The organism is Sphaerochaeta sp., from assembly GCA_022482495.1.
Classification (GTDB): domain Bacteria; phylum Spirochaetota; class Spirochaetia; order Sphaerochaetales; family Sphaerochaetaceae; genus RUG023.
In genome coordinates this window covers 113,641-131,873 of the sequence record JAKVPA010000002.1, presented here as the reverse complement: position 1 = coordinate 131,873, position 18,233 = coordinate 113,641, and the positions used below count along the sequence as shown (strand labels likewise).

15 protein-coding genes and 2 pseudogenes are annotated in these 18,233 nt (G+C 57.8%); 8 read left to right on the top strand and 9 right to left on the bottom strand.

Annotated features, from left to right (window positions below; translation table 11 throughout):
• Positions 1-40: 40 nt before the first annotated feature.
• The 3 genes from LKE28_03245 to LKE28_03235 form a co-directional block, all read right to left on the bottom strand.
• On the bottom strand, positions 41-844 hold the full coding sequence (locus LKE28_03245) for a gluconate 5-dehydrogenase (GenBank protein MCH3907274.1): 804 nt from the start codon (positions 842-844) through the stop codon (positions 41-43).
• 76 nt (positions 845-920) lie between these two features.
• Positions 921-1,658 (bottom strand): TerB family tellurite resistance protein, encoded by a 738-nt coding sequence (locus tag LKE28_03240; protein MCH3907273.1) that lies wholly within the window; start codon positions 1,656-1,658, stop codon positions 921-923.
• Between the two features lie 32 nt (positions 1,659-1,690).
• Positions 1,691-3,115, bottom strand: coding sequence for a hypothetical protein (locus LKE28_03235; GenBank protein ID MCH3907272.1), 1,425 nt, complete (start codon positions 3,113-3,115; stop codon positions 1,691-1,693).
• A 291-nt stretch (positions 3,116-3,406) separates the two neighbouring features.
• Between LKE28_03235 and LKE28_03230 the strand changes: the two genes are divergently transcribed.
• The 5 genes from LKE28_03230 (at position 3,407) to LKE28_03210 (ending at position 10,023) form a co-directional block, all read left to right on the top strand.
• Positions 3,407-5,245 (top strand): YgiQ family radical SAM protein, encoded by a 1,839-nt coding sequence (locus LKE28_03230; protein ID MCH3907271.1) that lies wholly within the window; start codon positions 3,407-3,409, stop codon positions 5,243-5,245.
• Positions 5,235-6,584 (top strand): MATE family efflux transporter, encoded by a 1,350-nt coding sequence (locus LKE28_03225; protein MCH3907270.1) that lies wholly within the window; start codon positions 5,235-5,237, stop codon positions 6,582-6,584. Before LKE28_03230 ends, LKE28_03225 begins: the two co-directional genes overlap by 11 nt.
• Before the next feature lie 66 nt (positions 6,585-6,650).
• On the top strand, positions 6,651-7,835 hold the full coding sequence (nagA, locus tag LKE28_03220; GenBank protein MCH3907269.1) for an N-acetylglucosamine-6-phosphate deacetylase: 1,185 nt from the start codon (positions 6,651-6,653) through the stop codon (positions 7,833-7,835).
• An 8-nt stretch (positions 7,836-7,843) separates the two neighbouring features.
• A complete protein-coding gene (locus LKE28_03215) occupies positions 7,844-9,295 on the top strand; it encodes an aminoacyl-histidine dipeptidase (protein ID MCH3907268.1) in 1,452 nt (483 codons plus the stop codon).
• Positions 9,292-10,023: a gamma-glutamyl-gamma-aminobutyrate hydrolase family protein gene (locus tag LKE28_03210; protein MCH3907267.1), complete on the top strand. Its 732-nt coding sequence runs from the start codon at positions 9,292-9,294 to the stop codon at positions 10,021-10,023. The genes LKE28_03215 and LKE28_03210 overlap by 4 nt, the downstream gene beginning before the upstream one ends.
• 4 nt (positions 10,024-10,027) lie before the next feature.
• Here LKE28_03210 and LKE28_03205 read toward each other — a convergent pair whose 3' ends face one another.
• The 3 genes from LKE28_03205 to LKE28_03195 form a co-directional block, all read right to left on the bottom strand.
• Positions 10,028-11,245, bottom strand: coding sequence for an FprA family A-type flavoprotein (locus LKE28_03205; GenBank protein MCH3907266.1), 1,218 nt, complete (start codon positions 11,243-11,245; stop codon positions 10,028-10,030).
• A 279-nt stretch (positions 11,246-11,524) separates the two neighbouring features.
• A complete protein-coding gene (locus LKE28_03200) occupies positions 11,525-13,516 on the bottom strand; it encodes a radical SAM protein (protein MCH3907265.1) in 1,992 nt (663 codons plus the stop codon).
• Position 13,517: 1 nt separating this feature from the next.
• Positions 13,518-14,192 carry a M48 family metallopeptidase gene (locus LKE28_03195; GenBank protein ID MCH3907264.1) on the bottom strand — a complete coding sequence of 225 codons (675 nt, stop codon included), beginning with the start codon at positions 14,190-14,192 and terminating at the stop codon, positions 13,518-13,520.
• A 12-nt stretch (positions 14,193-14,204) separates the two neighbouring features.
• Here LKE28_03195 and LKE28_03190 point away from each other — a divergent pair, with 12 nt between their 5' ends.
• From LKE28_03190 to LKE28_03180, 3 genes and pseudogenes are all read left to right on the top strand, one after another.
• The gene (locus LKE28_03190; protein MCH3907263.1) at positions 14,205-14,621 is read left to right on the top strand and encodes a hypothetical protein; all 417 of its coding nucleotides are present in this window, start codon (positions 14,205-14,207) and stop codon (positions 14,619-14,621) included.
• Positions 14,622-14,667: 46 nt separating this feature from the next.
• Positions 14,668-15,698, top strand: a pseudogene (locus LKE28_03185) (TraB/GumN family protein).
• On the top strand, positions 15,658-15,864 hold the full coding sequence (locus LKE28_03180; GenBank protein ID MCH3907262.1) for a hypothetical protein: 207 nt from the start codon (positions 15,658-15,660) through the stop codon (positions 15,862-15,864). Before LKE28_03185 ends, LKE28_03180 begins: the two are co-directional and overlap by 41 nt.
• Before the next feature lie 43 nt (positions 15,865-15,907).
• On the opposite strand, the gene radA is transcribed toward LKE28_03180, so the two are convergent.
• The 3 genes and pseudogenes from radA to LKE28_03165 all read right to left on the bottom strand — a co-directional run bounded on the left by radA (position 15,908) and on the right by LKE28_03165 (position 18,209).
• The gene (gene radA / locus LKE28_03175) at positions 15,908-17,269 is read right to left on the bottom strand and encodes a DNA repair protein RadA (GenBank protein MCH3907261.1); all 1,362 of its coding nucleotides are present in this window, start codon (positions 17,267-17,269) and stop codon (positions 15,908-15,910) included.
• A gap of 25 nt (positions 17,270-17,294) precedes the next feature.
• Positions 17,295-17,516, bottom strand: coding sequence for an FKBP-type peptidyl-prolyl cis-trans isomerase (locus tag LKE28_03170; GenBank protein MCH3907260.1), 222 nt, complete (start codon positions 17,514-17,516; stop codon positions 17,295-17,297).
• A 297-nt stretch (positions 17,517-17,813) separates the two neighbouring features.
• A pseudogene (locus LKE28_03165) lies at positions 17,814-18,209 on the bottom strand (peptidylprolyl isomerase).
• Between the last annotated feature and the right edge of the window lie 24 nt (positions 18,210-18,233).

The following is an 18,233-nucleotide window of genomic DNA, read 5'->3' as shown; positions in this document are numbered from 1 at the left end:
CTGGCCGAAACCAGCGCTTTCGCTTTCTCTGCGTCTTCGATCATGAAGGCTGCTTGCCGATGTAGGCGAGAATACCGCCGTCGACGTACAGGATGTGTCCGTTGACGAAGTCGGAAGCCTCAGAGGCCAGGAACACGGCGGGTCCTTTCAGATCCTCCGGAGTGCCCCATCTGCCGGCCGGGGTCTTGGCGACGATGAACGCATCAAACGGATGGCGGGAACCATCCGGCTGGCGCTCGCGAAGCGGCGCGGTCTGCGGAGTGGCGATGTAACCAGGTCCGATGCCGTTGCACTGGATGTTCTTGTCGCCGTACTCGGAACAGATGTTCCGGGTCAGCATCTTCAAGCCACCCTTGGCTGCGGCGTAGGCACTGACCGTCTCACGGCCAAGCTCGCTCATCATGGAGCAGATGTTGATGATCTTTCCATGCCCCTTGGCGATCATGCCGGGAAGCACCGCCTTGCTGACGATGAACGGCGCGTTGAGATCGACATCGATCACGGCGCGGAAATCAGCGGCGCTCATCTCCAGCATCGGGATCCTCTTGATGATGCCTGCGTTGTTGACCAGAATATCGATGACGCCGACTTCCTTGGTGATCTTCTCCACCGTAGCCTTCACGTCATCCTCATCCGTCACGTTGCACACATACCCGTGGGCGTCGATACCCTCAGCCTTGTAGGAAGCAAGCCCTTTATCCACTTTCTCCTGGTTGAGATCGTTGAATACAATCGTAGCACCGGCCTGAGAGAAGGCGGTGGCGATGGCAAACCCGATGCCGTATGACGCACCGGTGACCCATGCAATCTTTCCTTTCAATGAAAACTTCTGTGTAAAGTCCATATGCAACTCCTTCGGTTTGCTGTTATTAACCTATCATGGTTTCAGGGAAAATGCAAGAATGGAACAATATTCCATTTTACGCTTTCATCCCTCGATCCTTCTTGATCGTCTCATACGCCTGCTGGATTTCCTGGAATTTCTCCTCAGCGGCTTTCTGGAATTCCTCCCCCATTCCTTTGGAGGCGAGCGTATCCGGATGGAACTCGATGCACATCTTCCGGTACGCCTTCTTCACCTCTTCATCCGTCGCGGAAGGAGACAGGTTCAGGACGGAATAGGCGTGCTCATCGGCACTCGCACCGCCGTAACGGCGGCGGATGGCATCCACCACATAGTCAGGAAGATGGAACAGCTGGGCTACCCTGCGGATCAGGGCGTCTTCGCTGGTGTTGATCGCCCCATCGGCCGCAGCCACCTGGTAGAAGAACTCGATCATCAGCTGCAACAGTCCGGAAGACGAAGAGAAGTTCTCATAGAACTGGGCGGCGAACTGGTCGAACGTTCCGCCTCCGGAGAGCGCGGCGTCGAACACCCGCATCGCCGCGGCATGCTCGCTCGGCCCCATGCCCAGCCGCTCGTCGATGAACCGTTCGATGGCCTGCCGTTCGCTCATCGTCACCTCGCCGTCCGCCTGGGCGACACGCGCCACCATGGAGAACGCGCCGACGAAGAACATCATCTGGGTGGTTTCGTGGGTGCCCTGCACCCGGGAAGCCGGCCGGCTGGTATGCTCGAACTCGTCCGCCTTGTCGAACAGATGGCCGAAGGCGATGCCCGCGACCATCCCCAGTGGTCCGCCGAATACGAACCCCAAGGTTCCGCCGAGCAACTTCCCAAGCCAGGCCATTACAGTTTGTCGATCAACATCGAGCACTTGCCGGAAGGAATGGGCAGCGTCTTCTTCTTGTGCTCGTCAAGGATTTCGATGGTGAAGTAGTACAACTTCTCGCTCTCCAGCCGGATTTCCCAACCACGGTCCGTCTTGTTGGAGAGAATGGTGATCATGTTCCGTTTCAGCGACAGGTTTTCGATCCCCATCGCTTCCAGCGACGGCATGACCCAGTTCACCGTCTTCCGGGGAAGCGAAATATCCAGACCAATGATGTTCTCGATCATCATCGTGATGGTGACCAGCCCGGCGTACGGCATGAACCGTTTCTTGGGGAAGCCCGGGATGTCCTTCGTCTGGGAAGCCCCTTCCTTGTTGGGAAGGTACGCCTCCCACACATCCCCCATCGTCTCGGCATCGGGATGCAGGGTATCCAACAGGAAGTACATGTGCCGGATGGCACACTCACGACCGAAGACGAACTCATGGAACTTCTGCAGACCCTTGACCACCATGTAGGTGTTGACGGTGGACACCCCACCGTTCAACCCATCGCCGGTCTCTTTGAAATCAGGAGAGGAGACGGGAACACCAGGGAACGGGTTCTCCGTACCGAATTCTTTCGGATCCTTCAGGTACTCCACCATATGGCCGGCCTTCTCGTCGTTGGGGATTTCCCCGAGCAACGTCCAGTAGGCGCCGATGAACTTGTATGGCAGGCGGGCTTCCTTGATGTCCAGATCGTAGTAGAACTTCGTCTCCGGATCCCACATCAACGTGTTGATCCTGGTCTTCAAGGCAAAGTAGTGCCGTTTGTACCGGAACGAGATCTCCTTGTCGTTCAGGATATCCCCGATGGCCGAGAGGTACAGCGCGTTGATGGCAACCATGGTATTGAAATCCACCGGATAATACATGTGGTCACGATGAATGTTGCCGCTCTGGCAGGCGGAAGCGGGCACACTGTACAGCCCATTCGGTTTCTGGAACGTCGTCGCCATCCAGTCATACTGTTTCTCCAGGATGGGCACGATTTCCTTCAGGCGCTTCTTATTGCCGATCTTGTGATAGAATTGATATTCCACATAGGAGAACAGCGGAGGCGCCACGCCTTCCGGATTGTCCGCGGAGAAAACCGGTTTCCCGTCTTCCACGGAATATTCGCCCCGGATGGCCCCATTGGCTTCCTGCTTCTTGTAGAAGTAGTCCAAAAGGGGAAACGGTGAGTTGTTTTGGTTGCTATACACCAGGAACAACGTCGTGAAACAGTGGTAAAACTGATTGAACGTCGTTTGTCCCGGGTATGAGAGATAATTTCCTTCAAAACCGTTTGCCGTTGTTCCCTGCTTCCAGAGCTCATCGATCCATACCCAAGAGCGGTCATACATGTCGACGAAATCCTGGTCGTAGAAGTGGACAAACGGGACCAAATCCTTAATCAACTCGCACTCCTTGCCGCGAAAAACCGTATTCCACAGGCCGAAGAAAACACATTCTCTAGAATACAACGCGGAATATCCAAAGTCAATTTCGAAATGATATCATACACCACAGTTCCCCACTTTGCACAAAAAAAGATAAAAATTTCATGTGTCATTTCATAACTCTTTTATTCAAAGATAGTTAGAAATTTCGCTTTTTCAAAGAATTCTTCCCTTCTTGAGGAAAAAGGCCGCTTTTTCCCCCGAGGAGCGGCGTTGCACGCCCCTCGGGGATGGAGTATCATCGATTCCATGCAGAGAGACCTGTTTCTTCCTACCCAGGAAAGCGACCTTGCCCGACGAGGTTGGGACGGCGTCGACATCGCGTTGATCAGCGCGGACGCCTACGTTGATCATCCTTCCTTCGCCGTCGCCTTGATCGGCCGGCTTCTGGAAAGCCAAGGGTACCGCGTCGGGATCATCGCCCAGCCTGATTGGCGCAGCACCACCGATTTTCTCCGGTTCGGGAAACCACGGCTCTGCGCGATGATCAGCGGAGGGAACATCGACAGCATGGTGCTCCACTATACGGCCAACAACAAGATCCGGCACGACGACGCCTACAGCCCGGGAGGAAAGGCCGGCATGCGGCCGGACCGTCCCACCATCGTCTACACCTCGCTGGCCAAACAAGCCTACGGCAAAACCACCCCGGTGATCATCGGAGGCCTTGAGGCGTCCCTGAGGCGGATGGCCCACTACGACTACTGGTCCGACCTGGTGAGGAAAAGCATCCTGCTGGACAGCAAGGCGGATCTTCTCATCTACGGCATGGGAGAGTTGCAGGTGGTGGAGATCGCCCGCCGTCTTGCCGCGGGAGAACCGGTTTCATCGATGCATGACATCCGGGGGACGGTCTGGGCAAGCTCAACCATTCCCCAGGGACCCGTCATCACCCTGCCGTCCTATGAGGAAGTCAGCCAGCGGGATCCCCATTCCAACACCCCTACGGAAGAAGGCAAACGGAAGTACGCCGAAGCGTTCCAGATGAAGATGCTCCATGAGAATCCGATGAAGCCTGAGGTGATCATCCAGGCATGCATGCAGCGGTTCGTGGTGCAGAACCCCCCGGCGCTTCCCCTGTCCACCGAACAGTTCGACGCATTGTATTCCCTCCCCTATACGTTTGACGCCCACCCGGACTACGACAAGGCAGGCGGGATCCCCGCCCTCAGTGAAGTACAGTTCTCCCTGACCAGCAACCGGGGATGTTACGGCGCGTGCAGCTTCTGCGCCATCTCCAGCCACCAAGGCCGGATGATCCAGACGCGCAGCATCCCTTCTCTGGTGGAAGAAGCCAAGCACATGGCTTCCCATCCCGGCTTCAAGGGCTACATCCACGACGTGGGGGGACCCACGGCCAATTTCCAGGGAAGGGCGTGCGACAAGCAGGCCATCGCCGGCCCCTGTCCGGCCAAGGAATGCCTCTGGCCGAACCCCTGCCCCAACCTGAAGGACAGCCACGCCCACTACCTTGACGTCCTGGATGCCATCGAGGCGGTTCCTGGGGTGAAGAAGGTGTTCATCCGAAGCGGCATCCGCTACGACTATCTGATGAGCGTCGCCTCCCCTGAGGTGCGCGCCCGCTTTCTCAGCCACATCGTCGGGCACAACATCAGCGGACAACTGAAGATCGCGCCGGAGCACATCCTGCCGGAAGTGCTGGACGCCATGGGAAAACCCCAGGTGGAGCAGTACGAAGCCTTCTGCGACGCCTACGCCGACGAGAACCACCGACAGGGACGCAAACAGTATCTGATCCCGTACTTCATCGCCGCCCATCCGGGCAGCACGCTGAAGGACGCCGTCCTGCTTGCGTTGTATCTGCACCAGCACCACTTCGTCCCCGACCAAGTACAGGAGTTCTACCCCACCCCGGGAACGGTCTCCACGACGATGTACTACACCGGGCTTGACCCACGGCCCGGCAAACGCTTCGCCCCGATCTACGTGCCCAAAGGACGGGAGCGGACGCTGCAACGCGCCTTGTTGCAGTATGACCGTCCGGAAAACCGCATGCTGGTCAGGGAAGCGCTCCGCCAATGCGGGATGCAGGACGCGGAAAGGATTCTGTTCTCCCATGGCCGTTGATTCCACCTTCTCCCGCAAAATGGCCTCCATCGCCATTCCGGTGGTGTTGCAGAACCTCCTGGTCAACAGCCTGACGTTCGTCGATACGTTGATGATCGGGCAACTGGGGTCGGAGGCCATCGCCGCCGTGGGGCTGGCCAACCAGATCTCGTTTTTGATCAACCTGTTCTACTTCGGCACCTGCACCGGGGCTTCGATCTTCATCGCCCAGTTCTACGGGGCGCGCAACCACAAAGGCATCCAGAACGTAATGGCCCTGGGCCTTCTTACCTGCTTCATTGGCTCGGTGGTCTTCACCATCCTGGCCATGGCGGCCCCCAAAGCGGTGATGCACATCTTCACCCAGGACCCCGTCGTGGTGGAGATGGGAAGCACCTACCTGTTTTTCATCGGTCCGAGCTTTCTCTGCCTGGCGTTCGTCCAGATCCATGCCGTGGGACTAAGGACGACCGGAAGGGCAGACCTGCCGCTGAAGACTTCCCTTGTTTCGCTCGGCACCGACGTGGTGCTGAACTACCTGTTGATCTTCGGTATCGGGCCGTTCCCCCAATTGGGCGTCAAGGGCGCGGCCATCGCCACGCTGATCAGCAGGATCCTGGAGATGGTGTTGATGTTCCGCTTCACCTATCCGGACAAAAGCCCCTGCGCCATCCAAAGCGCCGAGGCGTTCCGCTTCTCCCGTACATTCCTGTCCAAGGTGATCCCCACCTGCATTCCGGTGATCTGCAACGAATTCTTCTGGGCCCTAGGCATGTCCACCTACAAGGTGGCGTATTCCCGTCTGGGAATGGATACCATCGCCGCGGTGAACGTCAACGAATCGGTCTCCAACATGTTCTTCACCGTGATGTTCGGCGTCGCCTCCAGCGCCCTGGTGATGATCGGACAGAAGATCGGGGAGAAGATGTACGACGAAGCAAGGGTGTACTGCCGTCGTTTCTCTCTGATCGCCGTACTCGCCGGAGCGGTGATGGGCGGCTTGCAGGCGCTCTGCGCCCCGCTGTTCGTCGGCATGTTCAATGTGGACGGCGCCGTCGCCCAGGCGGCCCGGTACTGCCTGTACGTCTCATCGGCGGTCTTTCCGCTGCGCAGCTACGACACCACGTTGATCGTCGGCATCCTCCGCTCGGGCGGCGACACCCGCTTCTCCATGCTGAACGAACTGTCCGCCGTCTGGTTGATCGGCATTCCGATGGCGTTCCTGGGTTCCGTGTTCTTTGCCTGGCCCATCTGGTGGGTGTACCTGTTGGTCAGCCTTGAGGAAGTGGCCAAAGGCCTCGTCGGATTCTTCCGGGTGAAGAGCGGCAAATGGCTGAATGACCTGTCCCAGACCGCATGAGATTGCACCTTGCCCTTTGGTGTGGTACGCTACGGGTGAGATTTTTTGGATATGAGGAGGAATACCATGGGTACACCTACCGTACTTACCAATGGCACCATCGTCACCGGCTTCGCGGAGCTTGACAACTGCGCGCTCTATATAGATGAAAACGGACTGATCGGAGACATCTTCAACATGAATCGGTTGGAGCAGAAACAGTTCCCGGAGAATACACTCCGTATTGATGTGCAGAATGCCTACATCATCCCGGGGATGATCGACAGCCACATCCATGGCATCGGAGGATACGGGACGGAGGACTGCTCCCCCGACTCGATCCTTGGAATGAGCGAACGGCTTGCCGACTACGGCGTCAGCGCCTTCCTGCCCACCGTCTACACCAACCTGCCGGAGGACATGATGAAGGCCGAACAGGCCATCGTCAAGGCGATGGGCCACGAGAAAGGGGCCAAGATCATGGGCATCAACCTGGAAGGCCCGTTCATCAGCCCCAAGCGGATCAACGCGCAGAACCCCGAAGGAGTCCACGCGGTGGACACCGACCTGTTCGAGCAACTGGTCAAAGCGGGTCAGGGACACGTCGTCTGCATGACGGTAGCCCCAGAACTGAAGAATATGCGTGAACTGGCATTGCTTGCCCGTCGGGAGAACATCGTTCTGCTGGCAGGACACACCGACGCCACCTACGAGAACATGATGGAAGGCATCCAGTGCGGCATCCTGCACACCACCCACTTCTACAACGCCATGAGCCCGTTGCACCACCGCAACCCGGGATGCGTCGGCACCGTCCTGATCCACGAGGAGATGCAGTGCGAGATCATCTGTGACGGCGTGCACGTCCACCCCGAACTGGTCAAGCTGCTGCTTCGGGAGAAGCCGGTCTCCAACATCGTCATGGTCACCGACTCCCTCAAGCCGACCAAACAGAAAGCGGGTCCGTTCTTCGCAAACGGCATCCGCGCGGAGCTTTCCGACCAAGGCGTCTGGGTCAGTGAGAAAGACCCGACATTGTTCCTCGGCTCTGCGTTGACGCTGCAGAAAGCGGTGAAGAACGTGGTCAGCTGGGGGATCCCGCTTTCCAACGCCGTCCAGATGACCTCCACCAATCCGGCGCGCATCTACAGTTTTCACAACATGGGGATGTTGATCCCCGACTACACGGCGGACGTGACCGTCCTGGACAAGGCGTTCCAACTGAAAGGCCTGTTCGTCAACGGGACTCTGATCCGTGATCGATTTGATTGAGGTACCACATGCAAACAACCATTGAGCAATTGAAACAGAAGAATCTGTGGAAGTATTTCCTGGAACTGGAGCAGATCCCCCGGGAAAGCGGAAATGAGGAAGGAGTCCGGCGTTGGCTGCTCTCCTGGGCGAAGGAGCACGGACTGCAGGCGTTCGCCGATGAGACGGGCAACGTCATCATCCGCAAGGACGCGACGAAAGGATACGAACACCACAGTCCGGTGGCCCTGCAGGGACACATGGACATGGTGTGCGTCAAACGTCCGGGAAGCACCCACGACTTCACCAAGGATCCCATCGACGTGATGGTGGACGGAGACTGGCTCTGCGCCAAGGACACTTCGCTGGGAGGTGATGACGGCATCGCCATCGCCATCGCGCTGGACGTCCTGTCCGATCCCTCGGTGCAGCACGGCCCGCTGGAAGCGATCTTCACCATCAGCGAGGAGACCGGCATGAACGGCGCCTTCGGCATCAAGGAAAAAGACATCCGCAGCAGGAAACTGCTCAACCTGGACAGCGAGGATGAAGGAATCCTGTACATCGGCTGCGCCGGTGGCAAAGAGGTGGAAGGAACGCTGGACTGCAACATGGAGACCATTCCGTTGGACTGGAACGCCTACCGGCTGGATGTCAGCGGTCTGTTGGGCGGCCACAGCGGCGGAGAGATCCACAAGCAGCGGGCCAACGCCATCAAGCTTGCGGCCCGCCTGCTCGTCCAGCAGAAGCACCTGATGATCTTCTCCATCCAGGGTGGCACCAAGCGCAACGTCATCCCCTCTTCCTGCGAGGTCGGCTTCGCCGTACCGGAAGAAGAGGAGAAGTCGCTCACCGAGAACATGGCCAACCTGCAGGAAGCCCTGAAGACGGAGTACCGGAACAACGACCCGAGCATCAAGCTCACGTTGGAGAAGACCGAACGGCCCCGCGCCGCCGCGTCGACCAAGACGTCCAAACAGTTCATCCGCTCCCTGTTCCTCGCCCCGCACGGCGTGTACGCCTACGAGACCAGCGAGGAGTTGAAAGGCATCGTGGAGACCAGCAGCAACCTGGCCATCGTCTCGACGGACGGAAAACAATTCAAGGTGGTCACCAGCCACCGCTCTTCCGTCATCTCGCGGCGGGATCTGGTGGCGGAGCTCTGCGGAGAGGCGCTCCTGTCCGGAGGCATGAAGGTGACCTACACCGGAGCGTATCCGGCATGGCTCCCCAACCCGGATTCTCCGCTGGCCCATTTCTGCGCCCAGGCGTACCACGAGTACACCGGCAAGGAGATGAAGGTCACCGCCATCCACGCCGGTTTGGAATGCGGACTGATCAACGACACGGTCAAAGGCATGGACAGCGTTTCGTTCGGACCACAGATGCGTGACATCCATTCGGTGGACGAGCATCTGTCCATCTCCTCGTCGGAGCGGTGTGACGGCTTCCTCAAGCACCTGTTGTCCATCATCCAATGAGAAGACCGGTCATCGGGATTGCGGGGGTGTCGTCAGACACCCCTTCTTCAAGTCCGTTCCACGCATGGCAACGGATCTTCACCAGCCAGGCGTACACCACTTCGGTGGCGCGCTCTGGCGGTGTGCCGGTCATGCTGCCTCCCACCGACGACGAGGAAGTCATCCGGCGGGAGCTGTCCGTGGTGGACGGCCTTCTGCTGCAGGGCGGAAATGACATCGACCCATCGCTGTACGGCGAGGAGAAGGATCCGCTGTGCGGCGAAACCGATCTTCAGCAGGACCGGATGCTGATCGCCTTGTTCCATCAGGCAAGAACCATGGGAAAACCCATTCTGGGAATCTGCAAAGGCATCCAGCTGGTCAACGTCGCGTTGGGCGGCACGTTGTACCAGGATGTCTCCCGCTTCTCCCCCAACGCCCTGCAGCATGACCACCTCAAGGACGCGACGAAGCCGTTCCACCAGGTAAAGGTGGAACAGGATTCCCTCCTCTGGGAAATCTTTCATCAGGAAACACTTTCGGTGAACAGCCTGCACCACCAGATCGTAAAGGACATCGCCCCATCCCTGACCATTGCGGCCCGGGCGACGGATGGCGCCGTGGAAGCGGTACAGGGGAACGAAGGACCGTTCCTGTTGGCCGTCCAATGGCATCCCGAAGCGATGATGATGGCCTCAAACGACATGCTTGTGCTGTTTTCCGCCTTCATCAACGCCTGCAGGATATGATTTCTCAGCCGATGGCGATCATATGTGCCAACTGCTTGGCCATATCGTACGCTTTCTTCTTGTCCGCTTCGGTGGGATATCCTTGATACTCCACCGTTCCGCAGCACTCCAGTTTCATTGACGTGACGAACTCGTCGAACTGCTTCTGGGCGCCGCCGGACCAGCCGAACGAACCGAAGCGCATGATCTTCCTTCCGGTGACATGGCTGCGGTCCAGCACGTCAAGGATGGCGTACATCGGCGGGAACATCTTGTATTCGTAGGTGGGCATGCCGAAGATCAAGCCTTCGGACCGCCACGCTTTCTCCAACACGAACGACGCGTGGGTCTGGGGCACCTGGAATATGTTCAGCTTCACCCCTTCGCTCTCCACCGCCTTGACGATGGTGTCCACCAACGCCTGGGTGTTGCCGTACATGCTTGCCCAGACCAGCGTGATCTCCTTCTCCCGGGGACCGGCCGCATACTTGGCAAGACGAAGATAGGTGTCGATCACCTGGCAGTGGTCGTCACGCCACACCACGCCATGGCTGGGGCCGACCACACGGATGCCGGGAGCCGCCTGCACCACTTTGGTGATGCCACGGATGACGAACGGACTGAACGACGAGATGATGTTGGCGTAGTACCGCTCCATCTCATGGTTGAGCTGAGCCTGTTCGTCCTCTCCAAGCTGGTCATGGAAACAATGATCATACTGGCCATAGGCGCCGAAGGCGTCGCAACTGAACAGGATGCCATCCTCCTCATCCAGCGTCATCATCGTCTCCGGCCAGTGGATGTTCGGAGTGAGGAAGAACTTCAGCGTCTTCCCTCCGATATCCAGCGTCTCTCCATCCTTCACCGCATGGACGTTCTCCGTCACTCCATAGAACGCCTTGATCAACGGAACGGACTTGTCTGAACAGAAAATCTCCACCTTGGGATTCTTGCGTACAAACGACGCCAAACTGCCGGTATGGTCCGGCTCCATGTGGTTGATCACCAGGACATCAATGTCCGCCACGGTCAGGGAAAGCTCCTTCATCTGCGCCTCAATGGCATCACAGGCGCCATCCCAATCCTTGACGAGATCCACCAGCACGGTCTTCTCGCTCCCTTTCAAGACATACGAATTCAGCATGACGCCATCGGGGATCGGCCAGATGCCTTCGAACAGATCCCTGCTTCCGACTTTCGCGGATACCCGATAGACATCCTTTGCCAATACATCAGGTTTCAACGTGTAACTCCTTTCCACTCGAGAGACATCCGGGCGATGTACGATCCCTGTCTCAACGAGCTGAACTGTAATTTCGTTCCTCCCTGCAAATATAGCACATCATTCTGAATTTTACACACATCAACGACGTGTTTGCGGAGGAGTTTGGGTGGTATCTGCAACTCTGTGCACGTTTCATGACGTATCCGTACAAAATTGATGTGATTGTCCAAAAGCAGCTTCTGCGCCGCTTTCTCCAGGTTCTCCCCGGTGATGGCCGCGGAAACACTGAGCTCTGGTTCAGGAGGTGAACACCTGGTAGCCGGCCTGTTCCAGGCCAGCAACAAGCGATCCGTACCGGGCATTGGAGAACGGGAATACGGCGAACAGGTCGTCCCCCCACCACGGGCACATCCCCTGGTACCGGTCACTGCCGAACAACACGTCCCGGACGGTCATCACCTGTTCCACGCCATCAGGCATCCGGCTGCACAAATCCCGCATCACCGCCGCAGCAATGCTCTCCGGATGAGAGCCCGCGTATTCCTTGGGAAGGGAGACCAGTACATACACCGGTTTCGCCTGGGCTTTCTCCGTGCGGATCTGTCCGATCTCCTGGATGTCCCGCATGACAGGCATGGTGATCCGATGCCCTGTCAGGAACCGGCGTTGGGCATCATTGCACGCGCCGCACGCCTTGCAGGTATCCCCCATGCAACTCTTCAGCTCATCCCCTTCCTTGGCCGCGACGAACCGTTGGTACAACACCGGGAGGTTCTGCTGGAGAAACGGGAAGGCGAACGGATAATCCAGATTCTTCTTCGATGCGTCCACCTGCACACGGGAGGAGAAGAACTCCCATACGCCACTGGGAAGCGAACCGTCGTATACCATGGCGCGACGCCCCATCTCCTCCAGGACCGGCGCGAGGTACTGGCTGGTCATCACCAGGGACTGGGAGAGGAAGTACTCCTCGTACGGATAGGTCAGACGGAACTCATACCCGGCCGACTGGACGGCCTCCCGCGCCGAAGCGACCACCGGATCCCACTGGGCGGGGGTGAGGAGCAACCGCTCGAACATCAGCGGAGTGAACGGCATGCGCACCAACAGCCCGAAGGAGAACAATACCCTGATGCCCCGGTTTCCCTTCGCCTTGATGGTCTCGATGCTCTTCAACAGGCCACGGAAATCCCGGAAATCATCCTCCGTCTCCAGTCCGGAGAGAATGAAGAACAGCTTCACCTCCCGGATCTGCCGGGACAACAGCAATGTCAGGGCGGAGAGCAACACTTCTCGGCTGAGGTTCTTGTGGTAGTACCGCCGCATCCGTTCGCTGATCCCTTCCACCCCGATGGTGTACTGCCGCTTGTCCGCGGCGATCTCAAAGTCAAGCAACGACGGGTTCGCCGCCAGGATGTCAGCCCGCTGGCTCATGAAGTTCACCCGGAAAAACAGCTTGTCCAGCTCGGTGAAGATCCGGACCACCTCGCTGTGGGTGTTGAAGTTGAACGCCGTGATCTCCAGCGTATCGGCGCCGGTCTCCCGTTTCAGTTTCTTCGCCGCGCCGATGATCTGATCAACCGGCACCTCGCGGTACGGCTTGCGCTCCCATCCTTCGAAGCAGAAGGTGCAGAAGAACGGACAGCCATAGGTGATCTGCAACCTGGCCGTAGTCGCCTGGTCACTGTCGAACAGGTACTGCTTCGCGTTGGCAAGCACCTCGTGGGACGTGTCGGCGAAGATTGCCTTGCGCACCGGAGCTTCTCCCGTTCCGAACACCTTCAGCCCGACCATGGATCGCTGCAGCGCAGAAAGCGTCTCCCTCCGTTGTGGCCGGGGAACCTCCGAGAGCGCCTTGACCAGAGAGGTGACGTTGTATTCCCCTTCCCCGAAGTACAGGGCGTCGACCATCGCCTCATCCGGTCCGTACAGGATGGCCTGGCTGGCCATGGCGTTGGACCCGCCCATGACCACAAGAGGGGCGGAAGCGTCCCGTTGGCCTCCACGCATCGGGATACCGGCGAGATGGAGCAGGTAGGGGAGATTGATCAACTCCACGGCATAGCTGTTGGAGACCAGCCACAGGTCGAAATCCTTGGCGTCCCTGCCGGTCCGCATGCCATGGAGGGCCGCTCCTTCCTTCCGCTGGGAAGGAGGAGGAAGAAAGGCGAAATCAATCGCCTCGTCAGGCAACACCCGGACACATTCTCCATACAGGAACTGATGGGGCGTGGATTTCACCACATCCCCGAACGAAGAGAGACGGACGATCAGGACGGAAAATGACATGTCATCCTCCAAAAACGTCGCAGCAGGGCTGCATCACCCTGAGGTGCTGTTCCCTGGTTTTCCAACCAGGCATATGGGCGTCAAGGTACGCGTGGAACAACGGCCCATGGTTGAAATGGACCCGGTGGGCCAGCTCATGCAACACCAGATAGGACAGGTCGTCATCATCCAAGCCGGCGCACCGCAGGGAGAAATTGAGGTTTCCCGCCCGGGTACAGCTCGCCCAGACCCGGTGGGTGTCCCGGATGGTGATGCTTCCTACCCGCACGCCAAGGGAGGAACACCACGAAGAGACCAACGGCCGGACCCTGCGGGCTACATCCATACGGTAAAGTTCCTTCACCTGGCCGCGTACCTCCGTGGAAGAACCGCCACCAGCGATGAGCTCATCCCCATGCTCAACCGCATGGGTCCGCCACGGCTGGACGGAGAGACGCATCTCCCTGCCGTGAAAGACCAGCGTCTCCCCTTCCTCCCAGTCCCGAGGCTCAGGCATCCGTTCCAACAGTTTCCCCTTGTTGCGGATGATCAGATTCTCAATTTCCCGTTTGGACGCGTGGTAAGGCGCGCATACATGGACGCTTCCCTGCGGAGAAATCCGCAAGGTGATCATCCGGACCCCCCGACGGTAAAAGATGGTATAGGGGATCGACTGTACGGTGCCTGACGTTTTCATTATCTTGGAGGTATGATACTCCATTTGTACCAACAAATTCCATATATCCGGATCCAGCTCTCAGAACACGACCTTCCCAAGGCGTACCTTGCCGTCCTGGATTTCCTGGACAGCAAGGAAACCGGATCGGAAGCATGCCTGGTGCTGGATCATTCCCTCCAACCGATCGACTGCGGGTTCAGAATCCACCGGATGACGAAGAGCTTCGTTCCGTACAGGCAGATGCGCCCGGACAAGGAACGGGCCCATGACTGGGCCATCACGCCAGGAGACTACCAGATCGTCCAGTTCCCGGAAACGCCGGATGAGATGAGCATTGAAGGGAATCTGTCCGTCTATGTGGCCTCAGGATCCCTCAACCCGGTTTACCTCCGTCTGATCAAAGAAAACGCTCTGGTCATTTCCGTACAGGCATTGTGGCGCTCGTAGGGTTTCTCCTTGCCAAGCCCCAAGAAGTTCCGTATCATCGATACGTATGATTGATGAAAAACTCGGTGGCACAACCCGCAGGATCACCTTCAGCAATGGAAGGATCATCACGCTGGTGGGGACGGCCCATGTCTCAAAAGAAAGCGTTGATGAAGTCCGCCAGGTGATCGAGCAGGAACAGCCCGACCGCATCTGTCTGGAGCTGGATGAAGGCAGATACAAAAGCAAGACGGAGCAGCAGGACTGGTCAAACACCGATATCCGCAAGGTATTCAAGGAACACCGAGGTTTTTTGATGCTGGCCAACATGGCCCTTGCCGGTTATCAGAAACGGATGGGGGACGAGACGGGCAGCGCCCCGGGCGAAGAGATTCTTTCCGCCGCTGAAATCGCCGAAGAGAAAAACATTCCGTTCACCCTCTGCGACCGGGAGATCCAGATCACCTTCAAACGCGCATGGAGGCTTTCCTCCCCCTGGAACAAGGCCAAGTTGATGGCATCCCTCCTCGGAGCCGGTGTTCAGCAAGGAAGAGGTCTCTCCCGGAGGAACTGGAGAAGCTCAAGCAGGGAGACACCATGCAGACGATGATGCAGGAGATGGCCAAGGAACTCCCCCAGGTGAAAAGCGTGTTGATCGACGAACGTGACCGGTACCTTGCCACCCGCATCTACCAGAGCCAAGGCAACCACATCGTGGCCGTCATCGGCGCAGGTCATCAGGAAGGGATCATCAAGAACCTCAAGGCGCTGGACGAGCACGGACAGAGCTCCGACCTGTCCGACATCACCACCGTCCCGCCTTCCTCAAAGTGGGGCAAGGTCATCGGCTTCATCATCCCGGCGGCGATCATCGCGATGATCGTCATGGGATTCGTCAACGCAGGTTGGGACAAAGGGGTGCAGATGTTCCTGTACTGGGTGGAAGTCAACGCCATCTTTACCGGAGTCTTCTCCCTGCTCGCCTGGGCCCATCCGCTGAACATCCTGTGCAGCATGGCCGCCGCGCCCGTTCACCAGCCTGAACCCGACCATCGGAGTGGGGATCATCAGCGGCATTCTGGAAGCGGAATTCCGTAAGCCAAAAGTGAAGGATTTCGAGGATCTCAACGAGGACGCCACCCACTTCCGCAAATGGTATTCCAACCGGATCCTGCACGCCCTCTGGGTATTCCTGCTGAGTTCCATCGGCAGCACCATCGGGACGTTCGTCGGATTCCCCATGTTGATCAAACTGTTGGCCTAGATAGATTACAAAGGAATCCTAACAAAGTAGAAGTCCTTCTTTCTCAATGAATTATCAAGACAGAGCAGGCGATCGCTTCCTTGATGGTCTCCACGATGGACACATTGGTAAGTTTTCCTGATTTTGTCCCTTTGGGGACCATCAGGCGGGTAAAGCCCATCTCCACCGCCGCCTTGATCCGTTTGTCGGAGAATCCGACAGGCCGGACTTCCCCCGCCAGGGAAAGCTCCCCGAAGGACACGAGCCGACCCGGTAGCGCCACCCCGCGGTACGCCGACCACAAGGCCAGGGCCAGCGGCAGCTCGATGGCCACTTCGTTGAGCTTCACCCCGCCTCCGACATTCACGTAGATGTCCTGCTCCCCCAACGCCAAGCCTGCATGGCGCTCCAGGATTGCGCTGACCCGCAGCACCCGGGCCGAATCAATGCGGTCCGAATAGACCCTGCTGTACCCGCTCTTCGTCGAGACGGTCAGCGCCTGGATCTCCACGATGAACGTTCGGCTCCCTTCGGTGACGGCAGTGTAGGCGATGCCCGGAGGCGTCACGTTGCCCGCCCGTTGGCTGATGAAAAACAACGAAGGATCCCTAACCGGTTCCAGCCCTTTCTCCCCCATGGTGAAGATCCCCAACTCATCCACCGAACCGAAGCGGTTCTTCAGCGCCCGGATGATCCTCACTCCCGATCCGCTCTGTTCGAACGAAAGCACGGTATCCACCAGGTGCTCGATCACCTTCGGACCGGCAAGAATGCCTTCCTTGGTGATGTGCCCGATCAAAAACAGCGAGATGCCGAGCCGCTTGGTCATGCCTACCAACGCCGTACTGGTTGCCCGAATCTGGTTGACCGAACCCGCCGGTGAAGGGACCTCGGCGGAGACCAACGTCTGCAGGGAATCGATGATCACCATCTGAGGTTTGGTCTCTTCCAACACCTCGCTGATGGCTTCCACCCGTGTGTCACAGAAGATGGAAATCCGGTCCACATCAAGCCCCAGGCGCTCTCCACGAAGCTTCACCTGGCCGGGTGACTCCTCACCGGATACATACAGGATGCTGCGGTCCCTGATGCACAGGGAGGCCATCTGGAGCATCAGGGTGGATTTACCGATGCCTGGTTCTCCTCCGATCAACACGGAGGAACCTTTCATCACCCCACCGCCCAGCACACGGTCAAGCTCGGAGATACCGGTGGAAAAGCGATAGCCGGGTTCCACCTGGACATCCTTCAAGGGAACCGCTTTTCCGCCATCGGAGAGCACGACGCTTTTGGTCATGTCCGCCGAAGTGGTCACCGCTTCTTCCTCGAAGGTGTTCCAGCCGCCGCACTCCGGGCAGCGTCCCAGCCATTTGGTCTCCACATGCCCGCATTGGCTGCAAACATATTGGATTGCTTTTCCTTTCACGTATATCTCCTTTATATACAAGTAATTAGAAACTTATCAGCTCAACATCAAACACCAAATAGGAATTGGGTGGAATCACACCAGGATACCCTTGGGTTCCGTAGCCGAGTTCCGGCGGGATGATCATCGTCACCTTCTCGCCTTTGCTCATCAACTGCAATCCTTCATTCCAACCTTCAATCACCTCCCCGATGGTGAAGGTCACCGGGCCACGATTTACGGAACTGTCAAAGATCTTTCCGTTCATCAACGAACCGGTGTAATGTACGGTGACCGCCTGTCCCCATTTGGGATGCTTTTTCCCGTCACCCGGTTTTACCACCACGTAGCGCAGTCCGGATTTGGTGGTAACCGCTTCCGGCCAGCGGTTCTTGATCTCCCCATTGATCTTCGCCTGTTCCTCCGCTTCCTTCTTTACGTCTTCTGCTTCCTTTTCCTGGAGCAGTTTTCCAAAGGTTTCACGTGAAACCACAAATTTCTTTGCGTCTTCTCCCACTCGGATCACGTCCACCTTTTGGATTTTGTCCCCCTGGGCGATGGCGTTCACCACATCCTGTCCTTCCACCACATGACCGAAGATGGCGTGCTTGCCATCCAGCCATGGTGTGGGGACGTGGGTGATGAAGAACTGGCTTCCGTTGGTCCGGGGACCGGCATTGGCCATGGAAAGGATGCCGGGACGGTCGTGCTTCAACGAAATGTCAAACTCATCCGGGAACGTATATCCCGGTCCACCGGTACCGTTGCCGATGGGGCATCCACCTTGGATCATGAAATCCTTAATCACCCGGTGAAACGTCAGACCGTCATAAAACGGCTTGCCGGGATTCCTCAGGTTCAACGAACCTTCGGCGAGTCCGACGAAATTTGCGACGGTCATCGGGACTTTCCGGTATTCAAGTGCCAGGGTAATGTCCCCCTTATCGGTATGCATGATGGCATACAGGCCATCTGCAAGCTGTGT

Excerpts from the sequence above, each read along its gene's own strand:
- LKE28_03225 (MCH3907270.1), top strand. The coding sequence starts at position 5,235 with ATGGCCGTTGATTCCACCTTCTCCCGCAAAATGGCCTCCATCGCCATT.
- LKE28_03210 (MCH3907267.1), top strand. The coding sequence starts at position 9,292 with ATGAGAAGACCGGTCATCGGGATTGCGGGGGTGTCGTCAGACACCCCT.
- LKE28_03215 (MCH3907268.1), top strand. The coding sequence starts at position 7,844 with ATGCAAACAACCATTGAGCAATTGAAACAGAAGAATCTGTGGAAGTAT.
- LKE28_03170 (MCH3907260.1), bottom strand. The coding sequence starts at position 17,516 with ATGAACGGAAAGATCTTTGACAGTTCCGTAAATCGTGGCCCGGTGACC.
- LKE28_03230 (MCH3907271.1), top strand. The coding sequence starts at position 3,407 with ATGCAGAGAGACCTGTTTCTTCCTACCCAGGAAAGCGACCTTGCCCGA.
- LKE28_03190 (MCH3907263.1), top strand. The coding sequence starts at position 14,205 with ATGATACTCCATTTGTACCAACAAATTCCATATATCCGGATCCAGCTC.
- nagA (MCH3907269.1), top strand. The coding sequence starts at position 6,651 with ATGGGTACACCTACCGTACTTACCAATGGCACCATCGTCACCGGCTTC.
- LKE28_03195 (MCH3907264.1), bottom strand. The coding sequence starts at position 14,192 with ATGAAAACGTCAGGCACCGTACAGTCGATCCCCTATACCATCTTTTAC.
- LKE28_03245 (MCH3907274.1), bottom strand. The coding sequence starts at position 844 with ATGGACTTTACACAGAAGTTTTCATTGAAAGGAAAGATTGCATGGGTC.
- LKE28_03200 (MCH3907265.1), bottom strand. The coding sequence starts at position 13,516 with ATGTCATTTTCCGTCCTGATCGTCCGTCTCTCTTCGTTCGGGGATGTG.